The 21,351-nt window shown below is 69.7% G+C and carries 18 protein-coding genes; 15 read left to right on the top strand and 3 right to left on the bottom strand.

What is annotated here, in order from left to right:
- Positions 1–3 precede the first annotated feature (3 nt).
- The 4 genes from N799_RS00195 (at position 4) to N799_RS00180 (ending at position 5,185) form a co-directional block, all read left to right on the top strand.
- Entirely contained in the window at positions 4–996 is a 993-nt protein-coding gene (locus tag N799_RS00195; protein WP_036206150.1) for an MraY family glycosyltransferase, read from the top strand.
- Entirely contained in the window at positions 993–2,906 is a 1,914-nt protein-coding gene (locus N799_RS00190) for a polysaccharide biosynthesis protein (RefSeq protein WP_036206147.1), read from the top strand. The genes N799_RS00195 and N799_RS00190 overlap by 4 nt, the downstream gene beginning before the upstream one ends.
- Positions 2,906–3,820, top strand: coding sequence for a UTP--glucose-1-phosphate uridylyltransferase GalU (gene galU / locus N799_RS00185; protein ID WP_036206142.1), 915 nt, complete (start codon positions 2,906–2,908; stop codon positions 3,818–3,820). Before N799_RS00190 ends, galU begins: the two co-directional genes overlap by 1 nt.
- 81 nt (positions 3,821–3,901) lie before the next feature.
- The gene (locus tag N799_RS00180) at positions 3,902–5,185 is read left to right on the top strand and encodes an NAD(P)/FAD-dependent oxidoreductase (RefSeq protein ID WP_036206139.1); all 1,284 of its coding nucleotides are present in this window, start codon (positions 3,902–3,904) and stop codon (positions 5,183–5,185) included.
- Between the two features lie 48 nt (positions 5,186–5,233).
- On the opposite strand, the gene N799_RS00175 is transcribed toward N799_RS00180, so the two are convergent.
- The 3 genes from N799_RS00175 to N799_RS00165 all read right to left on the bottom strand — a co-directional run bounded on the left by N799_RS00175 (position 5,234) and on the right by N799_RS00165 (position 9,605).
- Complete coding sequence (locus tag N799_RS00175) at positions 5,234–6,439, bottom strand: acetyl-CoA C-acyltransferase (RefSeq protein WP_036206137.1); 1,206 nt, start codon at positions 6,437–6,439, stop codon at positions 5,234–5,236.
- Between the two features lie 144 nt (positions 6,440–6,583).
- Positions 6,584–8,959 (bottom strand): 3-hydroxyacyl-CoA dehydrogenase/enoyl-CoA hydratase family protein, encoded by a 2,376-nt coding sequence (locus tag N799_RS00170; RefSeq protein ID WP_036206135.1) that lies wholly within the window; start codon positions 8,957–8,959, stop codon positions 6,584–6,586.
- A 28-nt stretch (positions 8,960–8,987) separates the two neighbouring features.
- Positions 8,988–9,605 (bottom strand): TetR/AcrR family transcriptional regulator, encoded by a 618-nt coding sequence (locus N799_RS00165; RefSeq protein ID WP_036206132.1) that lies wholly within the window; start codon positions 9,603–9,605, stop codon positions 8,988–8,990.
- A 240-nt stretch (positions 9,606–9,845) separates the two neighbouring features.
- Here N799_RS00165 and ndk point away from each other — a divergent pair, with 240 nt between their 5' ends.
- From ndk to guaB, 11 genes are all read left to right on the top strand, one after another.
- Positions 9,846–10,271: a nucleoside-diphosphate kinase gene (gene ndk, locus N799_RS00160; RefSeq protein ID WP_036206129.1), complete on the top strand. Its 426-nt coding sequence runs from the start codon at positions 9,846–9,848 to the stop codon at positions 10,269–10,271.
- 93 nt (positions 10,272–10,364) lie between these two features.
- Complete coding sequence (gene rlmN, locus N799_RS00155; RefSeq protein ID WP_052100935.1) at positions 10,365–11,549, top strand: dual-specificity RNA methyltransferase RlmN; 1,185 nt, start codon at positions 10,365–10,367, stop codon at positions 11,547–11,549.
- A gap of 37 nt (positions 11,550–11,586) precedes the next feature.
- The gene (gene pilW, locus N799_RS00150; protein WP_052100817.1) at positions 11,587–12,366 is read left to right on the top strand and encodes a type IV pilus biogenesis/stability protein PilW; all 780 of its coding nucleotides are present in this window, start codon (positions 11,587–11,589) and stop codon (positions 12,364–12,366) included.
- Positions 12,363–13,175 carry a helix-turn-helix domain-containing protein gene (locus N799_RS00145; protein WP_036206126.1) on the top strand — a complete coding sequence of 271 codons (813 nt, stop codon included), beginning with the start codon at positions 12,363–12,365 and terminating at the stop codon, positions 13,173–13,175. Before pilW ends, N799_RS00145 begins: the two co-directional genes overlap by 4 nt.
- Before the next feature lie 95 nt (positions 13,176–13,270).
- Entirely contained in the window at positions 13,271–13,900 is a 630-nt protein-coding gene (locus N799_RS00140; RefSeq protein WP_036206124.1) for a YfgM family protein, read from the top strand.
- Positions 13,900–15,105: an outer membrane protein assembly factor BamB gene (gene bamB / locus N799_RS00135; RefSeq protein WP_081974602.1), complete on the top strand. Its 1,206-nt coding sequence runs from the start codon at positions 13,900–13,902 to the stop codon at positions 15,103–15,105. Before N799_RS00140 ends, bamB begins: the two co-directional genes overlap by 1 nt.
- A gap of 151 nt (positions 15,106–15,256) precedes the next feature.
- Positions 15,257–16,657 (top strand): ribosome biogenesis GTPase Der, encoded by a 1,401-nt coding sequence (gene der / locus N799_RS00130; RefSeq protein ID WP_036206121.1) that lies wholly within the window; start codon positions 15,257–15,259, stop codon positions 16,655–16,657.
- Positions 16,658–16,666: 9 nt separating this feature from the next.
- Positions 16,667–17,791, top strand: a complete 1,125-nt coding sequence (gene moeB, locus N799_RS00125; RefSeq protein WP_036206118.1) for a molybdopterin-synthase adenylyltransferase MoeB — start codon at positions 16,667–16,669, stop codon at positions 17,789–17,791.
- A gap of 76 nt (positions 17,792–17,867) precedes the next feature.
- Complete coding sequence (locus tag N799_RS00120) at positions 17,868–18,872, top strand: DUF2272 domain-containing protein (protein WP_081974601.1); 1,005 nt, start codon at positions 17,868–17,870, stop codon at positions 18,870–18,872.
- Positions 18,873–18,903: 31 nt separating this feature from the next.
- On the top strand, positions 18,904–19,794 hold the full coding sequence (gene folD / locus N799_RS00115) for a bifunctional methylenetetrahydrofolate dehydrogenase/methenyltetrahydrofolate cyclohydrolase FolD (protein ID WP_036206115.1): 891 nt from the start codon (positions 18,904–18,906) through the stop codon (positions 19,792–19,794).
- Positions 19,795–19,891: 97 nt separating this feature from the next.
- Positions 19,892–21,349 carry an IMP dehydrogenase gene (guaB, locus tag N799_RS15000; protein ID WP_036206112.1) on the top strand — a complete coding sequence of 486 codons (1,458 nt, stop codon included), beginning with the start codon at positions 19,892–19,894 and terminating at the stop codon, positions 21,347–21,349.
- Positions 21,350–21,351 lie beyond the last annotated feature (2 nt).

Here is a 21,351-nt window from a genome sequence, read left to right as displayed (position 1 = left end):
GGGATGACGGCCTGGCTGATCCTGCATGCCGGCATCGCGGCGCTGGCGACGTGGCTTGCGCGTCGCTATGCGCTGGGGCGCGCGCTGCTGGACCATCCCGGCGGCCGCCGCAGCCATGCCACGCCGACGCCGCGTGGCGGTGGCATCGCGCTGGTACTCGCGCTGCTGGTGGCCGCATTCGCCCTCGCTTTGCGTGATCCGGGGCAGCGTCTGTTGCTGGGTGCGTTCGTGGCGGGGCTTTCACTGGTTGCGGTGGTGGGGTGGATCGATGACCACCGGCCGTTGCCGGCCTGGGTCAGGCTGGCGGTGCATGCGGTGGCCGGGCTGGTGTTCGGCGCGGCGGTGCAATTCGCGTCCGGGAGCGTCGGCTGGGGGGGGCTGGCGTTCGTGGCGGCCCTGGTCCTGTCAAACGTCTGGAACTTCATGGACGGGATCAACGGCATCGCGGCCAGCCAGGCGCTGCTGCTGGGTGTCGCGCTGGCGTGGCTGGGGGGCGGCGCGTGGACGTGGCTGGCGCTTGCGCTGGTGGCGGCCTGCGCCGGGTTCCTGCCGTTCAACTTCCCCCAGGCGCGGATTTTCATGGGGGACGTCGGCAGCGGGGCGCTCGGGTTCGCGATCGCCGGGATGGGGGTGGTGACGGTCGGTCGGCACGGGGCGTTCGGCGGGGTCCTGCTGTTGCTGCCGTTGTCCGCGTTCCTGGTGGACTCCAGCCTCACCCTGGCGCGGCGGGTCCTGCGTGGCGAACAGTGGTGGACCGCCCACGCGCAGCACGCCTACCAGATCTGGGCGCGTCGTTCCGGTCACGCCGTCGTCACGTTGGTTTATGTCGGATGGACGGCGGTCGGACTGGCTGTGGCGCTCGTGCTCGCCCGTGGCGAGGTCTTCATGGCGTGGATGGTGTGCGCGGTCTGGTACGGGTTGGCGGCACTCGCGTGGGTGCGGGTGCAGCGGTTCGAGCCGATGGCGGTATCGAAGAACAACAAGGAAAACGGATGAGCAAGTGGGGCGATCGCTGGTCGAGCTCGGTGCCTCGGGTGGCCGTGGTGACGCACGATCTGGCGATGGTGTGGCTGGTGTGGGAGGGGCTGCACTGGTTGCGTTACAGCGTGATGCCGAACCCGCCGGAAATGGCGCTGTGGTCGACCGAGGTCGTGCTCGTGCTGGCGGCCCAGGGGCTGGTGTTCTGGCAGGTGGGCCTCTACCGCGGCCTGTGGCGCTTCGCCAGCGTCCCGGACCTGTGGAACATCTTCAAGGCCTGCGCGCTGGGCCTCTTCGCGATCGTGCTCGGGCTGTTCCTGTACAACCGGCTCGACCTGGTCTCGCGCACGGTGCTGGTGCTGTATCCGCTGGTGCTGATGGGCCTGCTGGGCGCCCCGCGGCTGCTGTACCGGGCATGGAAGGACAGTCATGTGGACCGGGGCGGCCAGGCGTCGGTGCGGATTCTGATCCTCGGCGCCGGGCACGCCGGCGAAGCGCTGGTCCGTGACCTGCGGCGCTTCGGCAGTTACCAGCCGGTCGGGTTCCTGGACGACGCCTCGCGCCTGCGCGGTACCAAGGTGCAGGGTGTCCCGGTACTTGGGCGGGTCGAGGACGTGGCCGAGATCGCCCGGGAAACCGCCGCCCGCCTGCTGGTGATCGCGATGCCGTCGGCCGACGCCGACGCAATGCAGCGGGTGGTGGTCGCCTGCGAACGCTCGGGCCTGCCGTTCCGGATGGTGCCGCGCCTGCGCGACGTGCTGGAAGGCCGCTCGCTGCCGGGCGAACTCAAGGAAGTCGCGATCGAGGACCTGCTCGGGCGCCAGCCGGTGTTGCCGGACTGGAAGGCGATCCGTGCCTGGTTGGGCGCACGCTCGGTGCTGGTGACCGGCGCGGGCGGTTCCATCGGCTCCGAGCTGTGCCGCCAGTGCGCGCGCCACGGTGCGCGCCGGATCACGCTGGTCGAGCTCGACGAGTTGTCGCTGATCACGGCCGAAGCCACGCTGCGCCGCGACTTCCCCGATCTCGAGTACATCCCGGTGCTGGGCGACTGCGGCGACCCCGCGGTGATCGACTACGCACTGCGACAGGCGGTACCCGAAGCGGTCTTCCACGCGGCGGCCTACAAGCAGGTCCCGCTGCTGGAAACCCAGGTCCGCGAAGCGGTGCGCAACAACGTGCTCGCCACCCGGACGGTCGCGCATGCGTGCCGCGAGGCGGGCGTCGGTACCTTCGTGCTGATCTCCACCGACAAGGCGGTGGACCCGGGCAACGTGCTGGGTGCGACCAAGCGGCTGGCCGAGATGGGCTGCCAGGCCCTGGCCGACCAGCGTTGCACGCGTTTCGTCACCGTGCGTTTCGGCAACGTGCTGGACTCGGCCGGCAGCGTGGTGCCGCTGTTCCGCGAGCAGATCCGCAACGGCGGCCCGGTCACCGTCACCGACCCCGAGGTCACGCGCTACTTCATGACCATCCCGGAGGCCTGCCAGTTGATCCTGCAGGCGTCGGCGATCGGCACCCACGAGGCGATCTACACGCTCGACATGGGCGAGCCCGTGCCGATCCGCGTGCTCGCCGAGCAGATGATCCGGCTCGCCGGCAAGCAACCCGGACGCGACATTTCGATCGCCTACACCGGGCTGCGGCCGGGCGAGAAGCTGCACGAGACGCTGTTCCACGCCGACGAGCGCTACCGCGCCACCGCCCACCCGAAGATCCTGCAGGCCGAACCGCGCGCGATCCAGGCCGAGCTGGTGCAGGCCGGACTCGAGAAGCTGCGCGAGGCGTCGGGCCGGTACGATTGTGAAATCCTTTCCATGGTGCTCCGTGAGCTAGTACCGGAGTTCCAGCCCATCGCCCACCGGGCGCCGGCGCCGGCCGAACGGGCCATCGTCGTCGCGTTCCCGTCCCGGGCCGCAAGGAAGTCTTGATGCCAGCACGCATTCGAAAGGCCGTGTTCCCCGTAGCCGGCCTCGGTACCCGTTTCCTCCCCGCCACCAAGACCGTCCCCAAGGAGATGCTGCCGATCATCGACCGGCCGCTGATCCAGTACGCCGTCGACGAAGCCATCGAGGCCGGTTGCGACACGCTGGTGTTCGTGACCAACCGCTACAAGCACGCGGTCGCCGACTATTTCGACAAGGCCTACGAGCTGGAGCAGAAGCTCGAGCGCGCCGGCAAACACGAGCAGCTCGAGTTGGTCCGCAACGTGCTGCCCAAGGGCGTCCGTGCGGTGTTCGTGACCCAGGCCGAAGCGCTCGGGCTGGGCCATGCGGTGCTGTGCGCCAAACCCGTGGTCGGCAACGAGCCGTTCGCCGTGATCCTGCCCGACGACCTGATCTGGAACCGCCACAATGGTTCAGGCGGCGACGGCGCGCTCAAGCAGATGGCCGATGCCGCCGAAGCCAGCGGCGCCAGCATGCTGGCGGTGCAGGACGTGCCGCGCGAGAAGACCGGCAGCTACGGCATCGTCGCCGCGCCGGACTTCAACGGCCGCGAGGGACGGATCGAGGCGATCGTCGAAAAGCCGAAGCCCGCCGATGCGCCCAGCACGCTGGCGGTGGTCGGTCGCTACGTGCTCAATCCGCGCATCTTCGAACTGCTCGAAAGCACCACGCCCGGCGCCGGTGGCGAGATCCAGCTCACCGATGCGATCGCCGCGCTGCTGAAGGAGGAGGCGGTCAACGCCTACCGGTTCCGCGGCACGCGGTTCGATTGCGGTACCCACATCGGCCTGATCGAGGCGACGATCCGCTACGCGCTCGACCACGAGAAGCTCAGCAACGCCGCCACGACGCTGATGCAGGACGCATTGCGGGAAATGGGCGTCGAAGAACTCGAGTAGGGCGACGCGCGGCACCGGGCTCCTCGAATCCGGGGGGGGGGCGCCCAGGGCATCGCCCGCCCGGCCCGGTACCATCGCCCCATGCACGACTCCTACTACCGCGCGACGACGCCGGCGCGCAGCCCGTATCCGTCCCTGCGCGGCCATCTGGACGCCAGCGTCTGCGTGGTCGGCGGAGGGTTTGCCGGCCTCAACACGGCGGTCGGGCTGGTCGAGCGCGGCGTCGAAGGCGTTGTCCTGATCGAAGCCGAGCAGCTCGGTTTCGGCGCGTCGGGCCGCAACGGTGGATTCGTCTTCGGCGGCTTCTCACTCGGCGAAGGAGAGTTGCTGCGGCAGCTCGGGCCGCAGCGGGCGAAGTCGCTTTACCGCGGCACGCTCGATGCGGTCGAACTGGTGCGCGAACGCATCTCCCGTTACATGATCGACTGCGACGCGGTCGAGGCCGGGGTGATCTGGGCCAACTGGTTCCGCGACCCGGCCATCCTTAAGGCACGCCAGGCGCTGCTGACGGAACATTTCGACGCGCACTGGCAGTGGCTGCCGCAGGCCGGGTTGCGCCGGTTGATCCATTCGGAGCGTTACGGCGACGCGCTGTTCGAGCGTCAGGGGTTCCACTTCCACCCGCTGAAGTACGTGGCCGGGCTGGCCGAAGCAGGAGTGCGGCAGGGGCTGGTCGTGCACGAGCACACTGTCGCGTCGCGACTGGAGCGCGACGGCCATGGCTGGCGCGTGCACACGGCCGACGACGGCTGCGTCCGCGCCGGGCAGGTCGTTCTGGCCTGTGGCGGGTACCTGGCTGGCCTTCGGCGCGAAGTGGATGCCTCGATCCTGCCGATCGCGACCTACGTCATGGTGACCGAGCCGCTCGGTGCGCACCTCGACGAGGTTATGCGCACCCGCGCGGCGGTGTACGACACCCGCTTCGCGTTCGACTACTACCGCCCGCTGCCGGACACGCGGTTGCTGTGGGGCGGACGCATCTCGGTGCGCGACCGTTCGCCGGACGCGGTGCGGCAACTGCTGTACCGCGACATGCTGAAGGTCTTCCCGCAGCTCGAAGGCGTCCGCATCGACCACGCGTGGTCCGGCCTGATGAGCTATGCGCGCCACCAGATGCCGCAGGTCGGGCAGGTCGATCCGGGCCTGTGGCTGGCGCAGGCGTTCGGTGGTCACGGCGTCGCACCGACGGCGTTTTCCGGCGAGCTGCTGGCGTCGGCGATCGCCGAAGGCGACACGCGCTGGCGTGACCTGGCTGAGTTCGGACTGGTGCCGGCGTGGAAGCCGGCCGGGTTCGTCGGCGCGCAGCTGAGCTACTGGTGGGCCGAAGCCCGGGATGCCTGGAAGGCCGCGACCGGGCGCGGCTGATATCGCGTAGACCGGGCGCCTGGCGGGACGCCCGGCCCACGCATTGCGTTACAGCGCTTCGAATACGCCCGCCGCACCCATGCCGGTACCGATGCACATCGTCACCAGGCCGTACTTCTGCTGGCGCCGGCGCAGGCCATGGACGATGGTCGCGGTGCGCACCGCGCCGGTCGCGCCAAGCGGATGGCCCAATGCGATCGCGCCACCGAGCGGGTTGACCTTCGACGGATCCAGTTCGCTGTCGCGGATCACCGCCAGCGCCTGTGCGGCGAACGCCTCGTTGAGCTCGATCCAGTCCAGCTGGTCCTTCGTCAGCCCGGCCTGCTTCAGCGCCTTCGGGATCGCCGCGATCGGGCCGATGCCCATTACCTCCGGCCGCACGCCGGCGACCGAGAAGCTGACGAAGCGCGCCAGCGGGGTCAGTCCGTAGTCCTTGATCGCCTGCTCGGACGCCACCAGCACGGCGCCGGCGCCATCGGACATCTGCGAACTGTTGCCGGCCGTCACCGTACCGCCGAACTGGCCGTTGCGGAACACCGGACGCAGCTTCGCCAGCGCCTCGATGGTCGAGCCCGCGCGCGGGCCTTCGTCGGTGTCGACCAGCGTCTTCTTCAACCGGATCGCGTTGCCGGCGAGGTCGGGGATGTGCGATACGACTTCAAGCGGTGTGATCTCGTCGCGGAACTCGCCGGCCTCGATCGCCCGGATCGCCTTCAGGTGCGACTCCAGCGCGAACGCGTCCTGGTCCTCGCGGCTGACCTTCCATTCCTCGGCGACCTTTTCGGCGGTGATGCCCATGCCGTAGGCGATCGCGACGTTCTCGTCCTTCTCGAACACGCTCGGCGAGAGCGCGACCTTGTTGCCCATCATCGGCACCATCGTCATCGACTCGGTGCCGCCGGCCAGCACCAGGTCGGCCTGGCCAAGGCGGATCTGGTCGGCCGCCAGCGCGACCGCCTGCAGGCCCGACGAGCAGAAGCGGTTGATGGTCTGGGCGGCGATGGTGTTGGGCAGGCCCGCCAGCAGCACGCCGATGCGCGCCACGTTCATGCCCTGCTCGGCCTCCGGCATCGCGCAGCCGATGATGGCGTCCTCGATGCGGTTGACGTCGATGCCCGGCGCCTGCGCGACCGCGGCACGGAGCACGTGGGCGAGCATGTCGTCCGGACGGGTGTTGCGGAATGCGCCGCGCGCCTTGGCCACCGGGGTACGGGTGGCGGCGACGATGTAGGCGTCCTGGATCTGTTTGGTCATGGGATGACTCCGGATTCGGTGGTGTTTACCGGCACATGGATGTGCCGGCGCGGCGTCGCGGCGCGACGTCGCGGCCTCTGGCGAAAACCGCGTTTTTCGCCAGAGGCGAAGAAGTCGCGGCAGGATGCCCGATCTTCTTCATGGCTAATTGCGCAGCGGCTTGCCGGTCTTGAGCATGTGGGCGATGCGCTCCTGCGTCTTCGGCATCTGCGCCAGCGCCACGAAGTGCTCGCGCTCCAGCCGCAGCAGCCACTCCTCGTCGACCACCGAGTGCCGGTCGACCTCGCCGCCGCACAGCACCGTCGCTATCCGGGTGGCGATCTCGTAGTCGTGCTCCGAGATGAAACGGCCCTCGAGCATGTTCACCAGCATCATCTTGAAAGTCGCGATGCCGACGTCGCCGGCCACGCGGATCGCGCGGGCGGGCAGGGGCGGGCGGTAGCCGGATTCAGCCAGCGCCAGTGCCTGTGCCTTCGCCACGTGCAACAGTTCGAAGGCGTTGAACACGACCACGTCGTCCGGACGGGCGAGCTGCAGGTTCTTCGCCTCCACTGCCGAGGTCGCGACCTTGGCCATCGCCACGGTCTCGAACACGGTCTTGAGCCCCGCGAACACATCGCCGTCGCGACCGGCTGCCTCCGAGGCGCGCACGGCCAGTTCCTTCAGCCCGCCACCGGCCGGCAGCAGGCCGACGCCGGCCTCGACCAGGCCGATGTAGCTCTCCAGCCCCAGCACCGTGCGTGCCGAGTGCATCTGGAACTCGCAACCGCCGCCCAGCGCCAGGCCGCGCACCGCCGCGACCACCGGCACCAGCGAGTACTTGATCGCCATGCTGGTGCGCTGGAAGTTCTCGACCATCGCCTCGAAGCCCTTGACGTCGCCGGCCTGCAGCAGCCCCAGCGCGCCGGCCAGGTCGGCACCGGCCGAGAACGGCTCCTTCGGCTGCCAGATCACCAGCCCGCGGAAGTCGCGCTCGGCGATCCGCACCGCTTCCTGCAGGCCGTCGAGCACGTGGTCGTTGACCGTGTGCATCTTGGTCTTGAAGCTCACCACCGCGATTTCATCGCCTTCGTCGGCCCACATCCGGATGCCGTCGTTCTCGAACACGGTGCGACCCTGCGAGGCCTTCTCCCCCAGCAGCGCGTCCGGGAAGCGCTGGCGCGCGTAGACCGGGTTGGACGAGCGCGGCACCATCGCGTCGCGCGCCGGGCTGTAGCTGCCGGCGCTGGCGTGCACGCCCTCGCGGCCGTCGAACACCCAGTCCGGCAACTCGGCGTTGCTCATCGCATCGCCGGCGACGATGTCCTCGGCGATCCACTCGGCGACCTGCTTCCAGCCCGCCGCCTGCCAGCTCTCGAACGGACCGACCGACCAGCCGTAGCCCCAGCGCATCGCGAAGTCGACGTCGCGCGCGGTCTCGGCGATGTCCTTGAGGTGGTAGGCGCTGTAGTGGAAGGTGTCGCGGAAGCAGGCCCACAGGAACTTGGCCTGCGGGTGGTCGGACGCGCGCAGGGCGGCGAATTTCTTCGCCGGGTCGCGCTCCTTCAGCAGCGCGGCAACCCCGGGGTCGAGCTCCGGGTTCGACGGCCGGTAATCCTGCGCCTGCAGGTCCAGCACGAGGATGTCCTTGCCCTTGCGGGTGTACACGCCGGCGCCGGTCTTGGCCCCCAGCGCACCCTTCTCGACCAGCCCCGCCAGCCACTTCGGCGCCTTGAAATACTTGTGCCACGGGTCGTCGGGCAGGGTGTCGGCCATCGTCTTGATGACATGGACCATGGTGTCGAGCCCGACCACGTCGGCGGTGCGGTAGGTGGCCGACTTCGGCCGGCTGATCGCCGGGCCGGTCAGCGCGTCGACGGTGTCGAAGCCGAGCTTGAACTGCTCGGTGTGGTGCATCGCCGCCAGCATCGAGAACACGCCGATGCGGTTGCCGATGAAGTTCGGGGTGTCGCGGGCGTAGACCACGCCCTTGCCGAGGGTGGTGGTCAGGAAGGTTTCCAGGCCGGCCAGCACGTCGGCATCGGTGCCGCGCGCCGGGATCAGCTCGGCCAGGTGCATGTAGCGCGGCGGGTTGAAGAAGTGCACGCCGCAGAAGCGGTGCCGCATTTCCTCCGGCAGCACCTCGGCCAGCTTGTTGATGCCCAGGCCCGAGGTGTTGCTGGCCAGCACCGCGTGTGCCGGCACGTGCGGGGCGATCTTCCGGTACAGGTCCTGCTTCCAGTCCATGCGCTCGGCGATCGCCTCGATGACGAGGTCGCAGCTTTCCAGCAGGGCCAGTCCGGTCTCGTAGTTGGCGGCGGTGATGCGCGACGCCAGCGCCTTGTCGGCCAGCGGGGCGGGGCTCAGCTTGGCCAGCCCGGCAATCGCCTTGTTGACGATGCCGTTCGGGTCGCCGTCCTTCGCCGGCAGGTCGAACAGCACGGTGTCGACCCCTGCGTTGGTCAGGTGCGCGGCGATCTGCGCGCCCATGACGCCGGCGCCCAGGACAGCCGCACGACGTACAAGCAGATTCTTGGACATTATCGTAACTCCCTGAAAAATCGGAATATCAGCTCTTGAATCCAGCCGCCGCGAAGCGGATCAGCTCGCGCGCGGCGCGTTCGCGGTGGGCCTTTTCGGCGGTGCCTGCGGGGCGCTTGATCAGGCCGAAGTCGGCCATCGCATAGGTCAGCGCGCCGGCGAGGAAGTCGAGCCGCCAGTACAGCTCCTCCTTGCTCAGCCCCGGCACGCACGCGGCGATCGCGCGGGCGAAATCGCGCAGCACGTGGCCGTAGTGGTCGGACAGGAACTTGCGCAGGCTGTCGTTCTTCTCGGCGTACGCCCGCGCGACCACGCGCACGAACGCGCCGCCACCGTGGCGGTCCTGGGCCAGCGCCAGCGCCGGCTCCACGAACGCCGCCAGGATCGGCTCCAGCTCGCCCGGATGGTCCGCCACGGCGGCCTTCAGGGCGTCCAGCCTCTGCCGGCTCATATCGTCCATGCGCCGCCGGAACACCTCGTTGACGAGGTTTTCCTTGCTGCCGAAGTGGTAGTTGACCGCGGCGATGTTGACGTCGGCGCGGCTGGTGACCTGCCGCAACGAGGTGCCGGTGAAACCGAACTGGGCGAACAGTTCCTCGGCCGCGCCGAGGATCCGGTCTTTCGTGGAGAAGGTCGTGGTCGACATGGTCGCGGGGTCGGGCCTGGCTGAATCAAACGCTTGTTTGATGCTAGGCCTGACATGATGAACCGTCAATCGCAGCCGGCCATGAAATGCGGGCAGGGCAGTGCAAACCCGACCGGCAATCCGGTAGCATTACCGTAGCCATATCGGCTAAACCCGCGTCCCGACGCGGGTTTTTCTGTTATCCTCGGGCGCGAACCCTGTCCCAAGACGGCCGCGACCCGCCTACCCGGAGAACCTCCCATGGCGCTGGAGCGCACCCTGTCCATCATCAAGCCCGATGCCGTCGCCAAGAACGTCATCGGCGAGATCTACACCCGCTTCGAGAAGGCCGGCCTGAAGGTCGTCGCCTCGAAGATGAAGCACCTGTCCAAGGCCGAGGCCGAAGGCTTCTACGCCGTCCACCGCGAGCGCCCGTTCTTCGGCGCGCTGGTCGAGTTCATGATCTCCGGCCCGGTGATGATCCAGGTGCTCGAAGGCGAGGGCGCGGTGCTCAAGAACCGCGACCTGATGGGCGCCACCAACCCGAAGGACGCCGCCGCGGGCACCATCCGCGCCGACTTCGCCGACAGCATCGACGCCAACGCGGTGCACGGCTCGGACAGCCTGGAGAACGCCGCGATCGAGATCGCGTACTTCTTCCCGGCGACCGACGTCCACGCCCGCTGAGGCATCACCGATACACGCAACATCCCGGCCATGACCACCCGCGACACCGCCATCGACATCGTCCTCGCCAATGCCTCCACGCAAGCGGATGCGATGCGGGTGGCCGGTTCCGCGGCGCGCCCGGCCGGCGACGCGTCGGGGTCGAAGACCAACATCTTCGACCTCGACCGCGTTTCGCTGGAGGACTTCTTCGAGAACGTCCTCGGCGAAAAGCGCTACCGCGCGCACCAGGTGATGAAGTGGATCCACCACCGCTACGTCACCGACTTCGACGACATGACCGACCTCGGCAAGGCGCTGCGCGCCAAGCTGCACGAGCACGCCGAGGTCCGTGCGCCGATGGTCCTGCACGAGAAGCCCTCCGCCGACGGCACCATCAAGTGGCTGATCGGCATGGACCCGAAAAACGCCATCGAGGCGGTCTACATCCCCGACAAGGGCCGCGGCACGCTGTGCGTGTCCAGCCAGGTCGGCTGCGCGCTCAACTGCACCTTCTGCTCGACCGCCACCCAGGGCTTCAACCGCAACCTGACCACCGCCGAGGTGATCGGCCAGGTCTGGATCGCCGCCCGCCAGCTCGGCAACCTGCCGCACCAGCAGCGCAAGCTGACCAACGTGGTGATGATGGGCATGGGCGAGCCGCTGATGAACTTCGACAACGTCGTGCGCGCGATGAGCATCATGCGCGACGACCTCGGTTACGGCCTGGCCAACAAGCGCGTGACCCTGTCGACCTCCGGCCTGGTGCCGCAGATCGACCAGCTCGGGAAGGCCAGCGACGTCTCGCTGGCGGTGTCGCTGCACGCGCCCAACGACGAGTTGCGCACCGAGCTGATCCCGCTGAACAAAAAGTACCCGATCGCCGAGCTGATGGCGGCCTGCCAGCGCTACGTCAAGCGAAAGCCGCGCTCCTCGATCACCTTCGAGTACACCCTGATGAAGGGCGTCAACGACCAGCCGCAGCACGCCCGCGAGCTGGCCCGCCTGATGCGCCAGTTCGACAACGCGGTGCAGATGAAGGACGCGGCCAAGGTCAACCTGATCCCGTTCAACCCGTTCCCGGGCACGCAGTACGAGCGCTCGCCCGAAGCGGACATCCGCACGTTCCAGAAACTGCTGCAGGACGCCCGTGTGCTGACCACCGTGCGGCGGACCCGCGGTGACGACATCGACGCCGCCTGCGGCCAGCTCAAGGGCCAGGTGATGGACCGCACCCGCCGACAGGCCGAGTTCCGCAAGACGCTTGCGGAGCGGGGGATCGACGATGCGGCCGCCTGAGCGCGGCGCCGGCGGAGGGGTGCGATGGGGGGCGTGCGTGCTGGTGGTGCTGGTGGCGGCGGGTTGCAGCCGGCTCACCTTCATCAAGCCCGACCTCGGCCGCGGCGACTTCGAGCGCACCGCGCCCGAGCTTGATATCCAGACCGACCCGCGCCACGACGGCGCCCGCATCTCCCTGCAGCAGGCGCAGGCCGCGTTTTCGGCGGGACGGCTGGAGGAGGCGGCGCGGTTCGCCGAGCAGTCGATCGAGCAGAATCCCGATTCGGCCGCGGCACACACTCTCCGGGCCGTGGTCGCCGACCATCGGGGCGAGATCGAGCGCGCCGGCGAGCACTACCGACGTGCGGTCGAGCTGGCCCCGCACCAGGGCGGCATGTTCAACAACTACGGCACGTGGTTGTGCGCCAACGGACGTGCCGAGGAGTCGCTGGGCTGGTTCCAGCGGGCGTTGGCCGACCCCAACTATCCGCGGCGCTCGACCGCCATGGCCAACGCCGGCGCCTGCGCGATCGATGCCGGACGGGCCGAGCAGGGGGCGAAGCTGCTGGAGGCTGCGCTGGAGCAGGACCCGGTCAACCCGGTGGCGCTGTCGGCGATGGCGCGCTACGAGTTCAACGCGGGGCGGGCCTTCCAGGCACGGGCGTTTTCCCAGCGCAGGCTGGCCGCTGCACCCGCGGATGCGGCTTCGTTGTTGCTTGCGTCACAAATCGAAACAAAACTCGGCGACAAGGAGGCCGCCGACCGATACGTTCAACGGCTGCGGGCGGAGTTCCCGGCAACGTCGGGCTCCGGAACAGGGGATGACGGGAAACGATGATGCAGTCGAACCACACCACGCCCGAGGGCGTCGACAGCTGTGGCGCGCGCCTTCGCGCGGCCCGGGAACTGGCGGGCATGTCCCGCGAGCAGGTTTCCGCACGGCTGAGGATGCCGGTGCGTGTCATCGAGGCACTTGAATCGGACGACTGGGCGCGCATCGGTGCGCCCGTGTTCGTGCGCGGCCAGCTGCGCAGCTACGCCCGCCTGATGGGCATCGACCTGGAGGCCGACCTCGTGCAGGCGCAGGTCGGGCCGGTCGCGCCGCCGGAGCTGGTCAGCCACACCCACGTCCCGCGCTACCGCCACGTGTTCGAGCAGGCCACCCGCCGCGCGATGTACATCGCGATCACCGCGGTCATCGCGGTCCCGGTCTGGCTGGCCACCAAGCCGCACCTGTCCAACACCCCGCACGTCGAGTCGCTGGAGGTCCCGGCCGAGTTGGCAACCGCCGAGCCGGCGCCGTCGGCAACCCCGCCGCGGCGGACCCCGCTGATCGCCTCGATGGGCACGATGCGCAGTGCGCCCGCCCAGCGCCCGGTCGAACCGGCGCTGTCACTCGCGTTCGAGGGCGAAAGCTGGGTGCAGGTGTTCGCACCGGACGGACGCTCGCTGGAGCAGGGCCTGCTGGCCGAGGGCGACCGCCGCAGCTACGAACCGGGTGAGGTGGGCCGGGTCGTGCTTGGCAACATCGCCGCGGTCGACGTGATGCACAACGGCGAGCCGGTCGACCTGGCACCGTTCAGCCGCGCGAACGTGGCCCGCTTTACGCTATCCTCTGACGGTTCCCTCGCGCCGGTCGTCGACTGACCCGCGACGGGTCCGACTCCCACCGGCCCGCCCCGCGGGCTCGTCCGTAATCAAGCGTCTCCGGCCGTCGGCCGGGGCTGGATAGCAGCTACCGCATGGCAATAGACGACCTGCTCGACGAGCACGAACAAAGCGAACGCGTCCTGGAATGGCTGCGCAACAACGGTGCCGGCCTGATCGGCGGCATCGTGCTGGGGCTGGCGGCAATCGGCGGTTGGAAGTGGTGGCAGCAGCACCAGCAGCAGCAGGAACTGGCCGCCGCCGACCGTTACCACGCCGCGGTCAGCGCGATCGAAGCGAACGACGAGGAGGCCGCCGCCAAGGTCGCGGCGCTCGGGGACGGCGTGTTCGCCAACCTGTCGGCACTGGAACTCGCCGCCGCCCAGGTCGAGGCTGACGAACCGCAGAAAGCGATCGAGACCCTGCGCGCGATCAAGCCGGGCAACCCGGCGGTTGCCGACGTGGTCGACCAGCGGCTGGCCCGCCTGCTGATCGCCACCGACCAGGCCGAAGCCGCGCTTGAGCTGCTCGCCGACGCTGCCACGCCCGCTGCCCTGGAGGCCCGCGGCGACGCTCAACAGGCGCTCGGGCAGCAGGAAAAGGCGCGCGAAGACTATTCGAAGGCGCTGGCCGGGCTCGACGTGGCGGCGCCGCAGCGCCAGTTGCTCGAACTGAAACTCATGGAAGTCGGCGGCACGCCCGCCAGCACCGAGGCGAAGTCCTGATGAAGCCTGCATCGACCCCGCATTCCGCCGCGGCCGCGACGCCGCTGCTGCGCGCTTGCGCGCTCGCCCTGTGCGTGCTGGCCGTGGCCGGTTGCAGCACGGTCAAGGGCTGGTTCGACGGCAAGGACGAAGACGCCACCGAACCGGCCAAGCTCACCGAATTTTCCCCCACCGTGACGGTCAGCGAGTTGTGGTCGGCCGACGTCGGCGAGGGCGAGGACAGGCTCGGCATCCGCCAGCACCCGGTGATCGTCGACGGCCGCGTGTATGCCGCGGCGGTCGATGGCGGGGTCCACGCGCTCGACCTGCAGACCGGCAAGCGCATCTGGCATTACCCGAGCGAACTGCGCCTCAGCGGTGGGCCGGGCGCCGGCGACGGCCTGGTCGTGGTCGGCAGCCTCGATGGCGACGTGATCGCGCTGGACGCAAGCACCGGTGCCGAGCGCTGGCAGGCCAAGGTCGGCAACGAGATCATCGCCGAGCCCGTGGTCGGCCTTGGCATGGTGTTCGTACGCTCCAACGACGGCCGGCTGACCGCGTTCGACGCCGCCACCGGCGAGCGTCGCTGGTTCTGGAACCACGACGTGCCGTCGCTGTCGGTCCGCGGCAACGACGCGCCGGTACTCGGCCCGGGCTACGTTTTCGTCGGCAGCGACGACGGCACCGTCAGCGCGCTCGCCGCCGCCGACGGTCGCCCGCTGTGGGAGCAGGCCGTCGGCCAGCAGGAAGGCCGCACCGAGCTTGACCGCATGGCGGATGTCGACGGCACCCCGGTGCTCGACGGCACCACGATCATCGCGACCAGCTTCGACGGCCGCACCATGGCGATCGACGCGCCGTCCGGGCAGCCGATGTGGGTCAGCAACCACGGTGGCCCCGGCCGTGCCGCGGTGGCGCCGAGCGTACTGGCGGTCAGCTCCGCCGACGGCAACGTCTACGGGCTCGAGAAGCGCGGCGGCAGCGCCCTGTGGACCCAGCCCGGCCTGGTCCGGCGCAACCTGTCCGCGCCTGCGGTGCACGGTGGCTACGCGGTGGTCGGCGACTACGACGGTTACCTGCATTGGCTCGACCTCGCCACGGGTGCCTTTGCCGCCCGCGCCCGCGCCGGTGGCGACGCCATCCGCGCAGTCCCGGTGGTCTCCGGCGACATCCTCATCGCCCAGGACGTCGACGGCGGGCTGAGCGCCTTCCGCATCGCGCAGTAACCCATTGGCGAAAACCCGGGCCGGCGGCCGATAATGGGCGACATCGTCCATCCGGCCGCCGGTCCTGTTTCCGGGATCGGCCACTGGCCCGCGCCGCCGTGGCAAAGTCTGCCCGTCGGCTCCCGTTCCACGCCCCCAAACGGCTGAATCCATGCTTCCCCTCGTCGCGCTCGTTGGTCGACCCAACGTCGGCAAATCCACCCTGTTCAACGCGCTCACGCGTACCCGCGACGCGCTGGTCCACGACCAGCCGGGCGTGACCCGCGACCGCCACTATGGTGTCTGCCGGCCGGAAGGCCAGCGCCACTTCGCCGTGGTGGACACCGGCGGCATCGCCGGCGAGGACGAGGGACTGGTCGGCGCAACCACCCGCCAGGCGCGCGCTGCGGCGACCGAGGCCGATCTGGTGCTGTTCATCGTCGACGGCCGAGAGGGCGCCTCGGCAATGGATGACGAGATCCTCGCGTGGTTGCGAAAGAGCGCCCGCCCGACAGTGCTGGTGGTCAACAAGACCGACGGCATCGACACCGGCGCCGCGCTCAACGAGTTTGCCCGCTACGGTTTCCGCGACGTGGTGGCGACCTCGTCCGCACACCGGCAGGGCATCGACGACCTGATCGACGAAGTGGTCGCGCGGCTGCCGGAAGAGGGCGTCGCGCCCGAGCTCGACACCGACCCGTCGCGCATCCGCGTCGCCTTCATCGGCCGGCCCAACGTCGGCAAGTCGACACTGGTCAACCGGCTGCTCGGCGAGGAGCGGATGATCGCCTCCGACGTGCCCGGCACCACCCGCGATTCGGTCGCGATCGACATGGAGCGCGACGGTCGCCTGTACCGCCTGATCGACACTGCCGGCCTGCGCCGCAAGTCGCGCGTGGACGAGGCGGTCGAAAAGTTCTCGATCATCAAGACCCTGCAGGCGATCGAGCAGTGCCAGGTCGCGGTGGTGATGCTGGATGCCAGCGAGGGCGTCACCGACCAGGACGCCAGCGTGCTCGGCTATGCGCTCGACGCCGGCCGGGCGCTGGTGGTCGCGGTCAACAAGTGGGACGGCCTGACCGAATACCAGCGCCAGCAGGCCGAGGCGCTGCTGGCGCGCAAGCTCGGTTTCGTCGACTGGGCCGAGGCGGTGCGCATCAGCGCCAAGCACGGTTCCGGCCTGCGCGAACTGTTCGGCGCGATCCACCGCGCGCATGCGTCGGCCACCCGCGAGTTCAGCACCAGCGAGATCACCCGCGCCGTCGAGATCGCCTACGAGAGCAACCCGCCGCCGGTCGTGCGCGGCCATATCGCCAAGCTGCGGTTCGCCCACCCGGTGGCGAGCAATCCGCCGACGTTCGCGATCCACGGCAACCGCCTGCGCACGCTGAGCGACACCTACAAGCGCTACCTCGAGAACTTCTTCCGCAAGCGCTTCAAGCTGGTCGGCACGCCGGTGCGCTTCGTCTTCAAGGAGGGCAGCAACCCCTACGAAGGCAAGAAGAACGTGCTGACCGACAAGCAGGTGGCGAAGAAGCGCCGGCTGCTGCGGCACGTCAAGAAGGGCCGCTAGGCGGCGCGCATGGCCGTCGAGACGATCACCCCGGCGGAGGCACGCCGGCGCCAGCTCGGCGGCGCGGTGCTGATCGATGTCCGCGAGGCGCACGAGCGGGCGCTCGGCATGGCCGAGGGAGCGCTCGGGGTGTCGCGGTCGGAGCTGGAAGCGGCGCCCGGCGCGGTGCTGGCGCGTCGCGATGTCGAGGTGCTGCTGATCTGCGAGGTCGGCGGTCGCTCGCGGCAGGCGGCCGAGGCGCTGGTCGACGCGGGTTTCGAGCGGGTGGCCTCGATCGAGGGTGGGACCCGGCAATGGCGGCTGGAAAACCTGCCGCTGGTCGCCGCCCACGGCGACCTCGATTTCAATGACCGCTACTCGCGCCACCTGCGCCTGCCCGAGGTCGGCGAGGCCGGCCAGCGCAGGCTGCAGCAGGCCACGGTGGCGGTGGTCGGGGCGGGCGGGCTGGGCTCGCCGGCGGCGTACTACCTCGCCGCGGCCGGCGTGGGGACGCTGCGTCTGGCAGACGACGACGTGGTCGACCGCAGCAACCTGCAGCGGCAGATCCTGCACACCGACGCGCGCATCGGTACCGCCAAGGTCGAGTCGGCCCGGGTCGCGCTGGAAGCGCTCAACCCGACCATCCGGGTCATCGGCATGCGCGAGCGCATCACCGCCGGGAACGTCGAACGGCTGATCGCCGATGCCGACGTAGTCCTCGACGGCGCCGACAATTTCCCGGTCCGCTACCTGCTCAACGACGCCTGCGTGAAGCTCGGCAAGCCGCTGGTGTACGGCGCCGTGCACCGCTTCCACGGACAGGTGAGCGTGTTCGATGCCGGGCGCCGGCGTGGCGAGGCGCCGTGCTACCGCTGCCTGTTCCCCGAGCCGCCACCGCCGGAGATGGCGCCCAACTGCAGCGAGGCCGGCGTGCTCGGTGTCCTGCCCGGCGTGGTCGGCATGCTCCAGGCAACCGAGGTGGTCAAGCTGATCCTCGGCATCGGCGAACCGCTGGCCGGGCGACTGCTGCAATTCGACGCGCTGTCGATGCGCTTCCACGAAACCGGCCTGCGGGCCGACCCCGGCTGCCCCGTCTGCGCGCCGGGCACGCCGTTCCCGGGCTACATCGACTACCAGCAGTTCTGCGCCGGCTGAGCCGGCCTGCACCCCGCCTGTACCTCGCACTCACGCCGCCTCCGGACCATGGGCGGCACACGGGAGGAGGCGGACGATGGCGACTGGGTGGCGGTGGAGCGGGCTGGCATGCGTGCTGCTGGTGCTCGCGCTTTGGCCGATGGGGCGTGCATGGGCCTGCGGCAAGGACGACCCGGCCGCTGCGACCAGTCTGGGCGGGCGGATCGCGGCCATTGCATGCCGCGAGAACTGGCTCTGGTACCAGCCCTTCATCAACACCGACGGCCACCTGGCCAGCATGAGCGCGACCGAGGCCGAGGCCGGGGAGTTGGCTGACGGCACCACCCCCGCCTGGAAACGGGTGGCCGAGTACTGGCGCGGCAGTGGTCTTATGTGGCAGATGAGCGCCTTCCCCGGTGCGGGCACCTGCGCGCGCGCCGCAGGACTCGCGTACCCCGCGCCGGACTGCCGGGCTTTCATCATCGACCGGCCATGGTCGGCCGCGTTCACCTCGTTCGTACTGGTCCGTGCCGGGGTCCCGGGTTTCCGGCCGTCACCGCGCCATGTCGACTACGTGCGGGATGCCTACCTCGCGGGTGCCGGCAGCCCCTATCAACTGGTCGACCCGGATGCCTCGCGACCGGCCATCGGCGACATGCTGTGCTACGTCCGGGGCAGCACGCCGATGGGCCCTGCAGGGCTGCGCGCATGGCTGGCGACGAACGCCGACGGATCGCTCCCGATGCACTGCGAGATCGTCGTCGGCGCCGGCGGTGGGCGCCTGCAACTGGTCGGGGGCAACGTCCTGCAGAGCGTCACCCAGCGCCTGCTGCCGCTCAACCGCGACGGCCGGCTCTGGGGGCTTCCACGCGGGGCGCCGTTCTGCTCGCCGGCCAACGAGGCGGGCTGCAGCTTCAACCGGCAGGACTGGGCGGCGCTGCTGAAACTGGATCCCTCGCTGCGTGCCGCGCCGCCACCGCGGATGCCCCCGGCGACCCCGGTGGAGCAGGGCACGCCTACCCGGTGTTGCGTGCAGTGCGTGGTCGGCTCGGGCGTGCCGCGCTGCCCGGTCGGGGCGACTCCACCCACGGATGGGGGATAATGGCCGGCCGCCGAAGCAGGACCGCCACCCGATGACCGACACGCCCGCCGCTACCGCCCGCATCCTGGATGGCAAGGGCATCGCCGAGGACCTGCTCGATAACCTCAAGGCGCGTGTCGATGCCCGCGTCGCCAGCGGACGCAAGGCCCCGGGGCTGGCCGTGGTGCTGGTCGGCAACGACCCGGCGTCGGCGGTCTACGTGCGCAACAAGCGGCGTGCGGCGCAGAAGGTCGGCATCCGCGCGATCGACTTCGACATGCCCGCCGACACCAGCGACGAGGAACTGCTGGCGCTGATCGACCGGCTCAACGCCGACCCCGACGTCCACGGCATCCTGGTCCAGTTGCCGCTGCCGGACCGCCGCGACGCCACCGCGCTGATCCACCGCATTTCCCCGGCCAAGGACGTCGACGGCTTCCACCCGGAGAACGTCGGCCACCTGGCGCTGCGCCAGTTCGGCCTGCGGCCCTGCACCCCGCGCGGCATCACGACCCTGCTGGCCTATACCGACCGCCCGGTGCGCGGCGCCAGCGCGACCATCGTCGGCGTCTCCAACCACGTTGGCCGGCCGATGGCGCTGGAGCTGCTGATCGCCGGCTGCACCACCACGTCCTGCCACAAATTCACCCCGCCGGACGTGCTGGAGGCCGCGGTGCGCGGCGCCGACATCCTGGTGGTGGCGGTCGGCCGCCCGCAGCTGATCCCGGGCGAGTGGGTCAAGCCGGGTGCGGTGGTGATCGACGTCGGCATCAACCGGCTGGACGACGGCCGGCTGTGCGGCGATGTGGGGTTCGAGGCCGCGTCACGGCGCGCCAGCTGGATCACCCCGGTCCCGGGCGGAGTGGGGCCGATGACGGTTGCCACCCTGATGCAGAACACCCTGGAGGCGGCCGAGGCCGCCGACGGCGACCGGCGGGCCTGAACCCGCCCCCGGAACGGAGCGTCCCACGGCCCGGCCCGCGTATGCGCGGCCCGCGAACGCGGTACAATGACGCGCTTCATCCTCCCCGGGCCGCCCCATGTTGCGCATCCAGGCTGAAGCGCTGACCTACGACGACGTATCCCTCGTCCCCGCGCATTCCAGCGTCCTTCCCAAGGACGTCTCCCTCGAAACCCGCGTCACCCGCGACCTCCGCATCCGCCTGCCGCTGCTGTCGGCGGCGATGGACACGGTCAGCGAGGCACGGCTTGCCATCGCGATGGCGCAGCTGGGCGGGCTCAGCATCATCCACAAGAACATGACGCAGGCCGCGCAGGCCGCGCAGGTCGCGCAGGTCAAGACCTTCGAGGCCGGCGTGATCAAGTCGCCTTTCACCGTCGGCCCCGAGACCAGCATCGGCGACGTGCTCAAGCTCACCCGCGAGCGCAACATCTCCGGCGTGCCGGTGGTCGACGCCGGCAAGCTGGTCGGCATCGTCACCAGCCGCGACATGCGCTTCGAGACCAAGCACGACGACCCGGTCCGCCACATCATGACCAAGAAAGACCGGCTGGTCACGGTGAAGGAAGGCGCGCCCGACGACGAAGTGCTCGGCCTGCTGCACCGCCACCGCATCGAGAAGGTGCTGGTGGTCAACGACGAGTTCGAACTGCGCGGCCTCATCACCGTCAAGGACATCCAGAAGAAGTCCGACAACCCCAACGCCGCCTACGACACCAGCGAGCGGTTGCTGGTCGGCGCCGCGGTCGGGGTCGGTGGCGACACCGAGTCGCGCATCGAGGCGCTGGCCGCTGCCGGGGTCGACGTGGTGGTGGTCGACACCGCGCACGGCCACTCGCAGGGCGTGCTCGAGCGCGTCAAGTGGGTCAAGAAGAACTTCCCGCAACTGCAGGTCATCGGAGGCAACATCGTCACCGGCGATGCCGCGCTGGCGCTGATGGACCATGGCGCGGACGCGGTCAAGGTCGGCGTCGGCCCGGGCTCGATCTGCACCACGCGCATCGTCGCCGGCGTCGGCGTGCCGCAGATCACCGCGATCGACATGGTCGCCGAGGCCTTGCAGGACCGCATCCCGCTGATCGCCGACGGCGGCATCCGCTACTCCGGCGACATCGGCAAGGCGCTGGTCGCCGGCGCCTCGACGGTGATGGTCGGCGGCCTGTTCGCGGGTACCGAGGAAGGCCCGGGCGAGGTCGAGCTGTTCCAGGGCCGAAGCTACAAGAGCTATCGCGGCATGGGCAGCATCGGTGCGATGGAGCAGGGCTCCAAGGACCGCTATTTCCAGGACTCTTCCGACGCCGACAAGCTCGTTCCGGAAGGCATCGAGGGCCGGGTGCCGTACCGGGGCCCGCTGCGGGGCGTGGTCCACCAGCTGATGGGCGGACTGCGCGCGACCATGGGCTACGTGGGCTGCGCCACCGTCGACGAGATGCGCAAGAAGCCCCAGTTCGTCCGGGTGACCAGCGCCGGCTCGCGCGAGAGCCACGTCCACGACGTGCAGATCACCAAGGAACCGCCGAACTACCGCGCCGGCTGACC

The sequence above is a fragment of the Lysobacter arseniciresistens ZS79 genome (genome assembly GCF_000768335.1).
In the GTDB taxonomy this organism is placed as follows: Bacteria; Pseudomonadota; Gammaproteobacteria; order Xanthomonadales; family Xanthomonadaceae; genus Novilysobacter; species Novilysobacter arseniciresistens.
The sequence above is the reverse complement of the archived record's forward strand: the minus strand, read 5'-3'. Positions and strand labels throughout refer to the sequence as shown.

Bases quoted from the DNA above. Each gene is read 5' to 3' on its own strand.
- N799_RS00195 (WP_036206150.1), top strand. From the start codon at position 4: ATGACGGCCTGGCTGATCCTGCATGCCGGCATCGCGGCGCTGGCGACG.
- N799_RS00190 (WP_036206147.1), top strand. From the start codon at position 993: ATGAGCAAGTGGGGCGATCGCTGGTCGAGCTCGGTGCCTCGGGTGGCC.
- galU (WP_036206142.1), top strand. From the start codon at position 2,906: ATGCCAGCACGCATTCGAAAGGCCGTGTTCCCCGTAGCCGGCCTCGGT.
- N799_RS00180 (WP_036206139.1), top strand. From the start codon at position 3,902: ATGCACGACTCCTACTACCGCGCGACGACGCCGGCGCGCAGCCCGTAT.
- N799_RS00175 (WP_036206137.1), bottom strand. From the start codon at position 6,439: ATGACCAAACAGATCCAGGACGCCTACATCGTCGCCGCCACCCGTACC.
- N799_RS00170 (WP_036206135.1), bottom strand. From the start codon at position 8,959: ATGTCCAAGAATCTGCTTGTACGTCGTGCGGCTGTCCTGGGCGCCGGC.
- N799_RS00165 (WP_036206132.1), bottom strand. From the start codon at position 9,605: ATGTCGACCACGACCTTCTCCACGAAAGACCGGATCCTCGGCGCGGCC.
- ndk (WP_036206129.1), top strand. From the start codon at position 9,846: ATGGCGCTGGAGCGCACCCTGTCCATCATCAAGCCCGATGCCGTCGCC.
- rlmN (WP_052100935.1), top strand. From the start codon at position 10,365: ATGCGGGTGGCCGGTTCCGCGGCGCGCCCGGCCGGCGACGCGTCGGGG.
- N799_RS00145 (WP_036206126.1), top strand. From the start codon at position 12,363: ATGATGCAGTCGAACCACACCACGCCCGAGGGCGTCGACAGCTGTGGC.
- N799_RS00140 (WP_036206124.1), top strand. From the start codon at position 13,271: ATGGCAATAGACGACCTGCTCGACGAGCACGAACAAAGCGAACGCGTC.
- bamB (WP_081974602.1), top strand. From the start codon at position 13,900: ATGAAGCCTGCATCGACCCCGCATTCCGCCGCGGCCGCGACGCCGCTG.
- der (WP_036206121.1), top strand. From the start codon at position 15,257: ATGCTTCCCCTCGTCGCGCTCGTTGGTCGACCCAACGTCGGCAAATCC.
- moeB (WP_036206118.1), top strand. From the start codon at position 16,667: ATGGCCGTCGAGACGATCACCCCGGCGGAGGCACGCCGGCGCCAGCTC.
- N799_RS00120 (WP_081974601.1), top strand. From the start codon at position 17,868: ATGGCGACTGGGTGGCGGTGGAGCGGGCTGGCATGCGTGCTGCTGGTG.
- folD (WP_036206115.1), top strand. From the start codon at position 18,904: ATGACCGACACGCCCGCCGCTACCGCCCGCATCCTGGATGGCAAGGGC.
- guaB (WP_036206112.1), top strand. From the start codon at position 19,892: ATGTTGCGCATCCAGGCTGAAGCGCTGACCTACGACGACGTATCCCTC.